This window comes from Caballeronia sp., from assembly GCF_028292365.1.
In the GTDB taxonomy this organism is placed as follows: Bacteria; Pseudomonadota; Gammaproteobacteria; order Burkholderiales; family Burkholderiaceae; genus Caballeronia.
Genome location: NZ_JAQGMM010000242.1, coordinates 1 through 12,128 on the forward strand (window position 1 = coordinate 1; position 12,128 = coordinate 12,128).

Here is a 12,128-nt window from a genome sequence, read left to right on the forward strand (position 1 = left end):
GCAACGCACTGGTCTCAATGCTGCGCGCGCTCTGCCCGGCTAGCCGGTCCAGGTGCGCATACGAATAACTGCGCTCGAGATCACGGAACCGTTCCTTCTCGGCCAGCAAGCGCGCGGCGCTGCGCGAGTCACTGTTGAGAACTCCGCTCAGGCCGAGTGGCCAGGTCAGGCTCACGCGTGAATGCAGGTCCGCCAGTACGCCCAGACCCTCGGGCGAAAACGCGAGCCGGTGCGTAATCTTCTTCTCCAGAATGTTGGTCACCACGCGCTCGATGATGTCCCCCGCATGCTCGAGGTTGATCGTCAACGTGATGATGTCGGTCCAGCGGCGGCTATCCGCCTCGTCAAGCTGCTCACGCGAGATGCGCGCCAGATAGGTCTTCACCGCCGCATAGAGCTGATCGACGTCGTCGTCCATGCGGATGGTCGAGCGCGCCTTGACCGGGTCGTTGGCTCGCATCAGGTCGAGCAGGTTGTCGAGCATGGTACGGATGATGTCGCCAATCCGCAGCGCTTCGCGTGCAGCGTTCGCCAACGCGAGCGTGGGCGTGGAGAGCGCAACAGGATCAAGATACAGCGGCCGCAGTTCCGGGTTTTCTTCGGGCCGGTCCGGCAGCAGCCGGTTACACAGGCGCGAGACCGGATCGATCAGCGGCATGCACGCCACGCAGCGCACGAGGTTGTAGAGCAGATGAAATGTGATCACTGCCTCGCGCGGATACGGGATCAACGCGCCAATACCTTGCGCAATCCACGGGGCGAACGGTAGCACGATCAACGCGCCGGCCAGCTTGAACAGCACATTACCGAGCGCGAGACGGCGGCCGGCGGGGTTTTGTCCCAGCGTGCCGATCACGGCCAGGAGCCCACTACCCAGGTTAGCGCCGATGACGAGGCACACCGCCACCTTCAGCGAAATCACGCCCGAGGACGCCAGCGTCGCAGTCAGCAGGACTGCTGCAAGACTGGAGTAGGAGATCATGGCGAAGGCCGCGCCTACCAGCGTGTCGAGCATGGAGTCACCCGTCAGCGCGCCGAACATCACCTTCACGCCCTCGCCCTGCATCACGGGCTGCGCGGCCTCCACAATCAGGTGCAGCGCCAGCAGGATCAGCCCCAGCCCGATAACCGTGCGCCCTACCTGGCCCGTGCGAGTCTGTTTGAACGACAGGAACGCGATCACGCCGCCGAGCAGCAGGATGGGCGACAGCCATGAGAGATCGAGCGTGAGCACACGCGACATCAAAGCGGTGCCAACATCTGCGCCGAGCATGATCGCCAGTCCCGGTGCGAGCGGCAACAGGCCTTGCGCCGCAAACGACGAAGCCAGCACCGCGGTCGCGTTGCTGCTCTGGACCAGGCTTGTTACGCACAAGCCCGCGCCGAACGCCCGGAAGCGGCTGTTCGCGCTGCGCCCCAGCACGCGCCGCAATTCAGCGCCGAAGACGCGCAGGATGCCGGTCCGGACAATATGCGTGCCCCACACCAGCAACGCCACGCCCGACAAAATATTCAAGAGGATCAACATGTGGCTACGTCCATTGTTCGTTCCGACTGTACCGCCATTCGTGTCATGATGCCACGCAAATGAGTTGTACAATTTTGCATTGTTGTACTTTTGGGTATTTAAAGCTAGGATCGAATCGGCTTGGGTAACCTGCGCCGGGTGGCGTGGTCTGGTGTGCTTTTTACCCGCTGCTGACCCGCTATTTACCCGCTTTTTACCTGCAATCAAGGGCTATACGGATGAGTCGTACTCTGGCGTTGTTCGATCTGGATCACACATTGCTACCGCTGGATAGCGATCAGTCGTGGGCACGCTTCTACGCCACGCTGGGTTTCGAGGGGAGTGCCGACCACGCGGAGGAAATCGACGCGTACTATCAGCAATACGTCGCCGGCACGCTCAACATGGACGAGTATCTGGGCCTGACGCTCGCGCCGCTCGCGCGTCATCCGCGAGCGCAGCTTGACGCGTGGCATGCGGCATTCATGAAGACGGTGATCGAACCGGCTATCCGTCCTGAAGCGCTTGCGCTGCTGCGCCGTCATCTTGACGCGGGGCACTTGTGCTGCATCGTTACCGCGACCAATGTGTTCATCACCGCGCCCATTGCGAAGGCGCTTGGCGTTGAACATCTGCTGGCAATCGATCTGGGCACAGAAGGCGATGACCCGCTCGGACGTTACACCGGGCGCTCGGTGGGTGTGGTGACTTTCCGCGAAGGCAAGATTGTTCGCACCGAGCAATGGCTGGCTTCCCAAGGGCTGAAACTGGCCGATTTCGAAGCAAGCTATTTCTATAGTGATTCCGTCAACGACGTCCCGCTGATGGAGCGTGTCACGCATCCGGTTGCAACGAATCCCGATGCGAAATTGCGGGTGATTGCAGCCGAGCGCGACTGGCCGGTCATTGAGCTATTCGCGTAGGTTCTTGTCCGCTCCGGGGCTTCAAGGCGAGTTCCCGCAGACACCGCGTACACGAGTTTCCGTCCCATCCCGCCCTATTCTCTAAACGCTTCACATGGCGTAGCATCCGCCCATTCCTCTGATAAACATATAAACGAGACATGGCCCTGATCGCGCGCAATCTGCTTGGCATCGCCGTACTGCTGCTCATCGCTTTCATCTTCTCCACCAATCGACGCGGCATTCGCCTGCGCACCATCGTGCCTGCCCTGCTGGCGCAGGTCGGCATTGGCGCCCTCATCCTGTTCGTGCCCTTCGGCAAGAGCGTGCTCTCCGCTGCGGCAGCGGGCGTCGATCATGTACTCGGCTACGGCAATGCAGGCATCGAATTCCTGTTTGGCGGCCTCGTCCAGTCAAAGATGTTCGAACTGTTCGGCAACGGCGGTTTCGTCTTCGCCGTTCGCGTGCTGCCCGCCATTATTTTCGTGACCGCGTTGATCTCGGTGCTCTATTACCTCGGCATCATGCGCTGGATCGTGATCGTGCTCGGCACGATCTTCCAGAAGCTGCTCGGGGTCTCGAAGATTGAATCGTTCTCGGCCGTCACCACCATCTTCCTCGGCCAAAGCGAAATGCCCGCAGTCGTCAAGCCATTCGCGCGCGACATGACCAGCGCGGAATTGTTCGCCGTCATGTCGAGCGGCATGGCGGCAGTCGCGGGCTCGGTGCTCGCGGGTTATGCAGGTCTCGGCGTGAAGGTCGAATACCTGCTCGCGGCGTCGTTCATGGCCGTGCCCGGCGGACTGCTATTCGCCAAGATCATCCACCCCACGAGCGAAGCCAGCCGCGTCACCCTCGAAAACCTCAACTTCGACGAAAAACGCCCGGCGAACGTGATCGAAGCGGCCAGCTCCGGCGCAACTGTCGGCCTGAAGATCGCGGTCATGGTCGGCGCCATGCTGATTGCGTTCGTCAGCCTGATCGCGTTGCTCAACGGGATTGTGGGCGGTATAGGGGGATGGTTCGGCGACCCCAATGTATCGATGCAATCCGTGCTCGGCGCCGTGTTCGCACCGCTCGCGTACCTGATCGGTGTGCCTTGGGATCAGGCCGCGCTCGCCGGCAACTTCCTTGGTCAGAAACTCATTCTCAACGAGTTCGTGGCGTACGCGTCACTGTCTCCGTATTTGAAGGACTCCGCCAGCGTCGCCGCGGCTGGATTGCAGGTGCTTGATCCGCGTACCATAGCGATCTTGTCTTTCGCGCTGTGCGGCTTCGCGAACTTTTCGTCGATTGCGGTGCTTACCGGCGGCTTCAGCGCGGTTGCGCCGGAGCGGCGCGCGGAAGTGGCACGCTACGGCCTGCGCGTCGTGCTCGCCGCCACACTCTCGAACCTGATGAGCGCGACGATCGCGGGCATGTTCCTGACGCTGAACTGAGGAGAAAATCATGACCATGGACGAGTTGCTGGAACGCGCGAAGAACGCCCGCGAGCGCGCTTACGCACCCTATTCCAGGTTCAAGGTCGGCGCAGCCTTGCTCGCCAAAGATGGCGCCGTATTCGATGGCTGCAATGTCGAGAATGCATCGTACGGATTGTGCAATTGCGCGGAACGTACCGCGTTTTTCAGCGCAATTGCCGCAGGCTACACCCGCGACCAATTCGCAGCGCTCGCCGTGATCGGCGACACAGACGGGCCTATTGCGCCCTGCGGCGCATGCCGTCAGGTGATCATCGAACTGGGCGGCCCCGAGCTGACCATTCGCCTTGGCAACCTCAACGGCGCGATCCGCGACACCACTGCCCGCGAACAGCTCCCCGACGCGTTCTACCTATGACCATGCATAGAGTCATCTACGACACCGACCCGGGTGTCGACGACGCCATGGCGCTGGTGTTCCAGGCGCTGCATCCCGAGATCGAGCTCCTTGGAATCACGAGCGTGTTCGGCAACGCGACCATAGAAACGACCACGGCCAACGCGCTCTACCTGCGCTCGCGTTTTGCACCCGGCGTGCCGGTGGCACGCGGCGCGGCGGCGCCGTTGCATCGCGCACCGCCTGCACCGCTCGGCTGGATTCACGGCGACAACGGACTTGGCAATATCGAGCTGAACCAGCCCGCTGACACAACGCTCGATCCGCGTCCCGCGCATCAGTTCATGATCGATACGGTTCGCGCCTTTCCCGGTGAAGTGACGCTGATCGCGGTCGGCCCATTGACGAATCTTGCGCACGCACTGCAAGCCGCCCCGGACATTGCCGGGCTGGTGAAGCAGGTTGTCATCATGGGCGGTGCGTTTGGTACAGCCGGCGTGCTCGGCAACGTATCGCCGGCGGCCGAAGCCAACATCCTGGGCGACCCCGATGCGGCAGATCTTGTAGTTGGCGCAGCGTGGCCAGTCACGCTCGTTGGCCTGGACGTCACGCAAAACACGATCATGCCGAATCAATGGCTGGCATCGATTCGCGATGGCGCGGGTGAGGCCGGTCGTTTCGTGTGGGACGTATCAAGGCATTACGCGCAGTTCCATCATGACAGCGCCGGACTCGAAGGCATCTATGTCCATGATTCATCGGCGGTGGCGTACGTGCTGGCTCCGCATCTTTATACGGTGCGCCAGGGTCCTGTGCGGGTGCTGACCAATGGCATCGCGACCGGTCAGACGATACAGAAACCATCGACCATGCGCGTTCCCGCGCCGGACTGGGACGACCGTCCGGCGCAGTCGGTTTGCATCGGCGTGGATGCAGCGGGCATGCTCGAGTTGTATAAAAACACCTTGTTCAAGGCACTTTAACTTTAACCGGAGAGCCTTGCGCCTAACCACACGCGCAAGGCTTCGACTTCGTCGGCACAGACTGAATGCTGCATCGGGTAGGTATGCCATTCCAGCTTGCAACCGTGCTCGAGCGCGAAATCTCGGCCTTGAATGGCCAGTTCAACGGGCAGCACCGGGTCTTGCGTGCCATGTGCGGCGAAGATCGGCGTATCGCGATTCGCCTCGCTGAACGACGCATCAATCAAACCGGGTGACGGCACGTAACCAGACAGCACGACAAGTCCCGCCAGTTTCTCGGGATGGGTGAGCCCCGCCGTGTAGGTCATTGCCCCACCTTGCGAAAACCCGGCGAGGAAGATCTTCGAGGTCGGAATGCCACGCTCGTTCTCCCGCGCGATCAGTTCGCGAATCCGTTCACACGACGCCTTCAGGCCGGCTTCATCGACCCGGCGGTTCACGCCTTCGAACGACAAAATGTCGTACCACGCCCGCATCACATAACCGTTGTTGCCAGTAACCGGCATTTCGGTAGCGTTCGGAAAGACGAAACGCACGGCGGGCAAATCACCCAGGCGCAGCTCGGGCACCAGCGGGATGAAGTCGTTGGCGTCGGCGCCCAGGCCGTGCATCAGGATCACGGCGAACTCGGGATTCGGCGCAGTTTCCACGTCGATGGTGGTGAGCAAAGCGGTCATTGACTGGACTCCAGTTTCAGATCAGATGATAGGGACAAGAACAAGAATGATGCCGACAAGCGAGACCATCCATACGAGCGAGCGCAGGAACGGAATCCCTGCCGCATACAAAGGCAGGTAGACCACGCGCGCGACGATATACAACCACGCGCCATAAAGCGTCAGCGTGCCTTCGCGGCCGGCCAGGTGTGCGATAAAGATGGCGATGGCGAACACGGGCAAGGTCTCGAACAGGTTGTTCTGGGCGCGCATCAGACGACCAGTCACCTTACCGACGGGTGGCCCCGGCTGGTCGCGCGGTCCGCCGTTATGTCCCAGCCCGGTCTCGCGGCTGCGCACCACCGACGGCAGCAGCACCTGAATGAGGGCAAGCACAAGCGTCCAGGCAAGGATATGAAGTTCGGTTGTCATGGGAAATATCGGTTTGAATTAGTTTGATTGGAGGCGTTGTGCGAAACCGGAATCATCATGCCATCATTGAAGCACTGCGTAGCCTTGGGCGTAACTTATGCAAACACTTCCTGTGCGTCTGGTTCCCGGCGACGACCTGCGTGCCGCGCTCGAGGCAATCGCGCGAGACCAACACATGGAAGCCGCGTTCGTGATGCAGGGAATCGGCAGCCTGAGCGTGGCGAACCTGCGTTACGCGGGCCTCGACGAGCCAACACGGCTTGACGGTGACCTCGAAATCCTGACGCTGGCCGGCTCGCTTTCCGCCGACGGCGCACATCTTCACATGGCCGTCTCGAATGCCGAAGGCCGCGTGGTCGGCGGCCATGTATCCCCCGGATGCATTGTGCGGACGACGGCGGAAATCCTGATTGTTTGCCTGGAGGGCGTGCGCTTCTCACGCGACCTGGATCCGGGTACCGGCTTTCCCGAACTGTCGATACACCCTCAGGACTGACGCTGCGGCGAGCTCGGCCCGGACCTCGGCCTCGGCCTCGGCCAATACCTGCGTGTCAGCTCGATGCTCAAGATACATGCCACCAGCCAGAACGTTCCCAGTGCAAAGCCCGCCAGCACGTCGCTCGCGAAATGCACGCGCAGGAATACACGGCTGCTCGCCGTGGTGACCGCGATGAACGTAGCCACGATGATCGTTGGCAAACGCCAGCCGTCCGGTAAGACCCGCACGAGCACATACGCAATGATGCCGTAGGTGACAAGTGACCCCGATGAATGGCCGCTCGGGAAACTCCATCCGGCGGCGGTGGCGATTGATTGGTCATGCACGGGCCGTACGCGTTCGAAAATGTGTTTGATGATGCTGTTGAGCAGGCCGTTGCCGACTATCGCGAGCGTAAAGCCAATCGCGAGTGCGTACCGTCGCCGTACCGTCAGGATGGCTGCGCCGAGCACGCACCAGACAGCAAGAACCCATGTGTCGCCCAGATGGGTGACCAGTGCGAACGCGCGGATCACACCGATGGGAACAGCGCTCGCTATGCCGTCGGCGAAAGCTTGGTCCAAGCGGCCGAGTGTCTCGCCTGCGCCGATCTCATCCGCGATCGCAGCGAACAAGGCAGCCGCACCGACGATGATCGCGAAGCTCACCGTCAAATGCACGATCAGCAGGACCTTGGGCGACAAGCCGCCGTTTTCCCGCGGGAAACCGTAACGTTGAACGAGTTGCCACACACTGAGTACCACGACCATCGCGAGAATCAGGGACACCGCAAACACCATCAGTGCGTGCTCACCGGCTACGTGCGCTACTTCAAACAAGCCGATGTACTGCCCATCGATCTGTTTCATAAAAGCGTCGCTAATGGAGTCATGAGCGACTCGTTATCCAGGTCGAGTTGGTGTTGCATATCCGGTTCAAACGATGCGATCACCCGATTGAAATCCCAGCGCGTAACAACTACACGGCGCGCGCCTTTAGTAGATCCATCGTAGTCAATCACGTTGACCGAATTGGGCACCTTCCCACGCACGCGTGAAGACAACGAGGTTCCCGCCTGTACCGCCCACATCCGACGCGGCAAGTCCTTATACGCCACGTGCAGCGGCGATACATACGGGAGATGGATATGGCCGCCCAGGATCAGGTCCACGCCCGCTTGCGACCAGCGTTCAAGCGCATGTTCGCGGCCGTGCAACAGATTCCTGATGTCGTTGGCACGCGCCGCCACCACAGGCTGATGCGTGACGACAACCCGCAGTTGACGCGGCGTCGCATGGTCGAGGCGGCACACCACGCGCTCCACTTGCTGCGCAGATATTTCGCCATCCTTACGACGATACGCGCGTGTCGTATTCACACCGATCACCATGAGCTCGGCCGATTCGAACACGGGGTCGAGATCGTCTCCGAACACGCGCTGGTAATTGGCATACGGATGGGCAATGCGCGCGAAGAGGTTATACAGCGGGATGTCGTGATTGCCCGGCACGATAACCAAGGGCGTTTTACCCAACGTATCGACGAACGCCCGCGCTGCACTGAATTGTGCGCGTCTGGCGCGCTGCGTGATATCGCCGGACATGACAACGAGATCGGGCTGCAGCGTATTAGCGAGACGCAGCAACGCTGCCACGACCAGCGGTTGTTCGGTGCCAAAATGCGGATCAGAAATCTGGAGCAACAGGGTCATGAGCGATTGGCATTGGCGACGTCGGCCTCGGGCTTGAGCAGGAACAGCGGCTCCGGGGCAACGCGAAATTCGAGCGGCATAGTGATCCAGTTTATCTCGCCATCGGTCGCGACCTTGACGGGTCGGTGACGTTTGGACGGATGCGTCACCGTGATGCGCTTGAACGCGAAACTGATCACGTTGTCTGCGTCGCTCATCCGGCCTGCCGCGCCCCGCAGCGTGAGGCCGAGTTGCGCGAGGCGTCCGATTGCCCGCGGCGCAATCGCAACGAGCAAGCCGCGTTCCAGTTGCGGTGCCTCTGCGATGCCGATCTGTTCAAGCTGCAAGCGATTGTTGCCGACAAAAAGCGTGGATGTCCGGACCTCATGCATTGTGCCATCGTGCTGGATGTGAAGACGCAAATGACGATGCGGGCGTAGCAGCGTCACGGCTGCGGACCACAGTGCGATCAGCCGGCTGCGGCCAAACTGCCGCTTGTAGATCTCCCGGTCTTCCAGCAGCTTCGGGTACAAACCGAGACTCGCGTTGACGAGAAACATGCGCTCGTTCACGAATCCGACCTGGACCGGAAACGCTCGCGCGTTGAGCAGGAGAGCAACGGACTTTGTTGGGTCGGCGGGAATGCCATGGTCGCGGCTGAAGTAGTTGAACGTGCCACGCGGCAGCACCGCGAACGCACAACCGCTGCCGAGGACCGCCTGCGCCACGGCACACAGCGTGCCGTCGCCGCCCGCACCCACCACCACGGCGTTTTGCGCTTTCGCATCGCGTACCGCCTGGCGAGCGGTATCGGCGAGTTGGGAAGGATCGGCGACCACGCGAAGCTCGAACTTGCGCCCAGCCCGTCCGAGGATATCGTCGAGCGCAGCGCGCGTTTCATCGCTTTGCTTGCGCCCCGAACCCGCGTTCATCACGATAATAAACGGGGCGTCCGCAGCCATGACGCGCGGCGCAGAGTTGGGGTTGGGGTGGGGGGAATCCGCAACCGAAGGCCTGGAAAGTTCGGGGGGCGTCATGAACGGCGCTCCTCTAAGGTCAGGGCCGAGCGCAACTCGGCGAGGGAACAGGCGCGTGAATGTCAGCCCCATGCGATCAGGCCGATGCGCGGCACCCGAGAATTATAACAATTAGCTTACAACTAGATTGACCGAACGAAACCGCCGCAGCGGGTCTTGACGGAAAGGAAGGAAGGCGGACTGCGCAAAATAACACGACCTGCGTCAGCACGATGCGTACGCAGCGGTAACAACATTACACCAGCAATAAAAACGCAGCGCGGCGTCTTCACGCCGCGCTGCGTCCCTCCCGGGCAAGCTACATGTGCTCGCCTCGTATGTATCCCTCAAGCTGGTGAATGGTGAGTTCCTGCTCGGACATGATATTTTTCACCAGATCACCGATCGAAATCATGCCGACCAGCTTCTCGCCATCGATCACTGGCAAATGCCGCATGCGACGCTCGGTCATCAGGGCCATGCAGTCGTCCGTGGTCTGGTCTGGACGCACGAAGCGCACTTGCGATGTCATGATTTCGCGCACCGGAGTCTGTCGTGAAACACGGTCCATCAGCACGACTTTGCGGGCATAGTCACGCTCGGTCATGATGCCGACGATCGCTTCGCCATGGGTCACGATCAACGCGCCAATGTGCTTCTCCGCCATCATGGCGATAGCCTCGTAGACCGATGCCGTGTCGGCGATCGTGAAGATGGTGTGATCGGGTTTTGAATTAAGAACTTGTGCGACTGTTGCCATCGAACGCCTCCGTTGAACCGCGCGACGCCTGCCGGCTGGCGGGCGTTTCACATGGGTGGACAACTGGCATCCGGATCGCACGACGCGTTTCACGAGTCTGCAGAAACCCGCTGCGTTGGATTAATCGTCTTGCATCCCGCGTCTTGCATCCAACGCTTCACATCCGGCGCCTTACATCCATATTACCCAGCCCATTAAAAAAGTATAGGCCAGAGACCTGCTCCGTGAACGCTGGAAAACACTGCTTTTTATGCGTTCAAGGGTCTATCCCGATGCAGCCGCACGCGCGACCGGACTGGCGTGAAACGGTCCCGTCACAAAGCATCGAAAAGTGCTTCAGTTTCCCCCCACCGCGCCGCTAATCAAGAACCGGCTATTTAGAAGCACGGCATAAATCGATCAGGAGAACCACCTTGAGCAGTTCACAACACGACATCGAACAGCGGGTTCGGCTCGCGGGCAACAACATGTTCGAACTGCTCCTGTTTCGCCTGGGCGAAGCGCCGGACTCCGAACAACGCGAGCTATATGGCATCAACGTGTTCAAGGTGCGCGAGATCCTCGCGATGCCGCCGATCACCGTGGTCGCTGGCGCAAACCCGGAGATTCTTGGCGTAGCCGATATCCGCGGCCAGATCATCCCGGTGATCGATTTGGCGCAGGTCACGGGCTGCCAACCGAAGAACGGTCTCAAGATCCTGCTCGTCACCGAATTCGCGCGCACGACACAAGGTTTTGCCGTCGAGGAAGTCGATGACATCGTGCGGCTGGAGTGGAATCAGGTTTTGTCTGCGGAATCGCATTCGAGCGGGCGGACGGTGACCAGTTTCGCGCGCCTCGACGGCAACGTGGACGGCTCCCGGCTCGCGCAAGTACTCGACGTCGAACAGATCTTGCGCGACGTGCTGCCGTCGACGGAAGTGGAGATCAATGAGTCGAGCACTGGCCGGATCATCCTGAAACCGGGTACCAAGGTGCTGGCCGCCGACGACTCCGGCGTCGCGCGCAGCCTGATCGAACAAAGCCTGACCGCGATGGGCGTGCAGTTCATCATGACCAAGAGCGGCCAGGAAGCGTGGAACGTACTGGAAGACTTGCAGAGCAAGGCGGAAAAACATGGCCGGTGTGCCGCGGACGAAATCGCGCTCGTCCTGACCGACCTCGAAATGCCGGAAATGGACGGATTCACGCTGACGCGCCGTATCAAGGCGAACGCCGGCATGCAGGCCATTCCGGTCGTGATCCACTCGTCATTGTCCGGGTCAGCGAACGAGGAGCACGTGCGCAAGGTAGGCGCGAACGCCTATGTGGCCAAGTTTGCCGCGGGAGAACTGGCGGCGGTGATGCGCGATGCGCTCAAGATGACAGGCACCTGAACGGTCATTCCGCACGGACACTCACAAACACAAACGCCCGCTGAACTTTCGTTCAGCGGGCGTTTGTGCATTTCTGTATTTCTGTCCTATCCAGCCGTCAAGCTTGGCGCGATCACGACGGCATCCGTAGTGCCGGCCGTGCGCGTAGGAGCCTGAAAACTACCGAATTACTGACCGAAGAAAACAGATTGCGCGTTGCTCGTACGTTCGTGGCTCGAACCCGATTGCGTCACCGAGCTGCGTGCGCCACCGTAGGAATTCGATTCAGCGTTGTTTTGTGCAGCGATAGTTTGCGTGTTCATGCCTTGTTGCGAAACCGGAGCGCCAACCGACGGGCGATACGAAGGTGCCGGACCGTAGCCGCTGGCAAATGCCGGAACAGCGATAGAAGCAGTGGCGGCGATGAGTAACGATGCGAGAAGATTCTTTTTCATGGTGAGCTCCGATATACGTTGGACTTTCGACTGGTTCAGAAAGGCGTCGCAGCGGTCAAACTTTGTTTCGGTGGCT

Annotated in this window: 14 protein-coding genes; 6 read left to right on the forward strand and 8 right to left on the reverse strand. The window is 60.6% G+C overall.

The window, feature by feature from the left end:
• A partial coding sequence (locus JWR14_RS14870; RefSeq protein WP_299707965.1) for a Na/Pi cotransporter family protein occupies nt 1-1,528 on the reverse strand: 1,528 nt, incomplete at its 3' end.
• Between the two features lie 218 nt (nt 1,529-1,746).
• Between JWR14_RS14870 and JWR14_RS14875 the strand changes: the two genes are divergently transcribed.
• The 4 genes from JWR14_RS14875 to JWR14_RS14890 all read left to right on the forward strand — a co-directional run bounded on the left by JWR14_RS14875 (nt 1,747) and on the right by JWR14_RS14890 (nt 5,210).
• The gene (locus tag JWR14_RS14875; RefSeq protein ID WP_299707967.1) at nt 1,747-2,430 is read left to right on the forward strand and encodes an HAD family hydrolase; all 684 of its coding nucleotides are present in this window, start codon (nt 1,747-1,749) and stop codon (nt 2,428-2,430) included.
• Between the two features lie 140 nt (nt 2,431-2,570).
• A complete protein-coding gene (locus JWR14_RS14880) occupies nt 2,571-3,848 on the forward strand; it encodes a NupC/NupG family nucleoside CNT transporter (RefSeq protein WP_299707970.1) in 1,278 nt (425 codons plus the stop codon).
• A gap of 10 nt (nt 3,849-3,858) precedes the next feature.
• Nucleotides 3,859-4,248 carry a cytidine deaminase gene (locus JWR14_RS14885; RefSeq protein ID WP_299707972.1) on the forward strand — a complete coding sequence of 130 codons (390 nt, stop codon included), beginning with the start codon at nt 3,859-3,861 and terminating at the stop codon, nt 4,246-4,248.
• Nucleotides 4,245-5,210, forward strand: coding sequence for a nucleoside hydrolase (locus JWR14_RS14890; protein WP_299707974.1), 966 nt, complete (start codon nt 4,245-4,247; stop codon nt 5,208-5,210). Before JWR14_RS14885 ends, JWR14_RS14890 begins: the two co-directional genes overlap by 4 nt.
• 2 nt (nt 5,211-5,212) lie before the next feature.
• Here JWR14_RS14890 and JWR14_RS14895 read toward each other — a convergent pair whose 3' ends face one another.
• The gene (locus JWR14_RS14895) at nt 5,213-5,887 is read right to left on the reverse strand and encodes a dienelactone hydrolase family protein (RefSeq protein WP_299707976.1); all 675 of its coding nucleotides are present in this window, start codon (nt 5,885-5,887) and stop codon (nt 5,213-5,215) included.
• Nucleotides 5,888-5,908: 21 nt separating this feature from the next.
• Nucleotides 5,909-6,298 carry an MAPEG family protein gene (locus tag JWR14_RS14900; protein WP_299707978.1) on the reverse strand — a complete coding sequence of 130 codons (390 nt, stop codon included), beginning with the start codon at nt 6,296-6,298 and terminating at the stop codon, nt 5,909-5,911.
• Nucleotides 6,299-6,395: 97 nt separating this feature from the next.
• Between JWR14_RS14900 and JWR14_RS14905 the strand changes: the two genes are divergently transcribed.
• Nucleotides 6,396-6,794, forward strand: a complete 399-nt coding sequence (locus JWR14_RS14905) for a PPC domain-containing DNA-binding protein (protein ID WP_299707980.1) — start codon at nt 6,396-6,398, stop codon at nt 6,792-6,794.
• Here the strand turns inward: JWR14_RS14905 and JWR14_RS14910 are convergent.
• The 4 genes from JWR14_RS14910 to JWR14_RS14925 form a co-directional block, all read right to left on the reverse strand.
• Nucleotides 6,785-7,645 (reverse strand): phosphatase PAP2 family protein, encoded by an 861-nt coding sequence (locus JWR14_RS14910; protein ID WP_299707982.1) that lies wholly within the window; start codon nt 7,643-7,645, stop codon nt 6,785-6,787. The two genes, JWR14_RS14905 and JWR14_RS14910, sit on opposite strands and share 10 nt — an antisense overlap.
• A complete protein-coding gene (locus JWR14_RS14915) occupies nt 7,642-8,487 on the reverse strand; it encodes a metallophosphoesterase family protein (protein ID WP_299707984.1) in 846 nt (281 codons plus the stop codon). Before JWR14_RS14915 ends, JWR14_RS14910 begins: the two co-directional genes overlap by 4 nt.
• Nucleotides 8,484-9,428, reverse strand: a complete 945-nt coding sequence (locus tag JWR14_RS14920; RefSeq protein WP_299708031.1) for a diacylglycerol kinase family protein — start codon at nt 9,426-9,428, stop codon at nt 8,484-8,486. Before JWR14_RS14920 ends, JWR14_RS14915 begins: the two co-directional genes overlap by 4 nt.
• A gap of 373 nt (nt 9,429-9,801) precedes the next feature.
• Nucleotides 9,802-10,242, reverse strand: a complete 441-nt coding sequence (locus JWR14_RS14925; RefSeq protein ID WP_299707986.1) for a CBS domain-containing protein — start codon at nt 10,240-10,242, stop codon at nt 9,802-9,804.
• Nucleotides 10,243-10,655: 413 nt separating this feature from the next.
• On the opposite strand from JWR14_RS14925, the gene JWR14_RS14930 reads away from it, so the two are divergent.
• Entirely contained in the window at nt 10,656-11,618 is a 963-nt protein-coding gene (locus JWR14_RS14930) for a chemotaxis protein (RefSeq protein WP_299707988.1), read from the forward strand.
• Nucleotides 11,619-11,785: 167 nt separating this feature from the next.
• Here JWR14_RS14930 and JWR14_RS14935 read toward each other — a convergent pair whose 3' ends face one another.
• On the reverse strand, nt 11,786-12,052 hold the full coding sequence (locus JWR14_RS14935; protein WP_299707990.1) for a hypothetical protein: 267 nt from the start codon (nt 12,050-12,052) through the stop codon (nt 11,786-11,788).
• Between the last annotated feature and the right edge of the window lie 76 nt (nt 12,053-12,128).

Excerpts from the sequence above, each read along its gene's own strand:
- JWR14_RS14875 (WP_299707967.1), top strand. The coding sequence starts at position 1,747 with ATGAGTCGTACTCTGGCGTTGTTCGATCTGGATCACACATTGCTACCG.
- JWR14_RS14880 (WP_299707970.1), top strand. The coding sequence starts at position 2,571 with ATGGCCCTGATCGCGCGCAATCTGCTTGGCATCGCCGTACTGCTGCTC.
- JWR14_RS14885 (WP_299707972.1), top strand. The coding sequence starts at position 3,859 with ATGACCATGGACGAGTTGCTGGAACGCGCGAAGAACGCCCGCGAGCGC.
- JWR14_RS14890 (WP_299707974.1), top strand. The coding sequence starts at position 4,245 with ATGACCATGCATAGAGTCATCTACGACACCGACCCGGGTGTCGACGAC.
- JWR14_RS14895 (WP_299707976.1), bottom strand. The coding sequence starts at position 5,887 with ATGACCGCTTTGCTCACCACCATCGACGTGGAAACTGCGCCGAATCCC.
- JWR14_RS14900 (WP_299707978.1), bottom strand. The coding sequence starts at position 6,298 with ATGACAACCGAACTTCATATCCTTGCCTGGACGCTTGTGCTTGCCCTC.
- JWR14_RS14905 (WP_299707980.1), top strand. The coding sequence starts at position 6,396 with ATGCAAACACTTCCTGTGCGTCTGGTTCCCGGCGACGACCTGCGTGCC.
- JWR14_RS14910 (WP_299707982.1), bottom strand. The coding sequence starts at position 7,645 with ATGAAACAGATCGATGGGCAGTACATCGGCTTGTTTGAAGTAGCGCAC.
- JWR14_RS14915 (WP_299707984.1), bottom strand. The coding sequence starts at position 8,487 with ATGACCCTGTTGCTCCAGATTTCTGATCCGCATTTTGGCACCGAACAA.
- JWR14_RS14920 (WP_299708031.1), bottom strand. The coding sequence starts at position 9,428 with ATGGCTGCGGACGCCCCGTTTATTATCGTGATGAACGCGGGTTCGGGG.
- JWR14_RS14925 (WP_299707986.1), bottom strand. The coding sequence starts at position 10,242 with ATGGCAACAGTCGCACAAGTTCTTAATTCAAAACCCGATCACACCATC.
- JWR14_RS14935 (WP_299707990.1), bottom strand. The coding sequence starts at position 12,052 with ATGAAAAAGAATCTTCTCGCATCGTTACTCATCGCCGCCACTGCTTCT.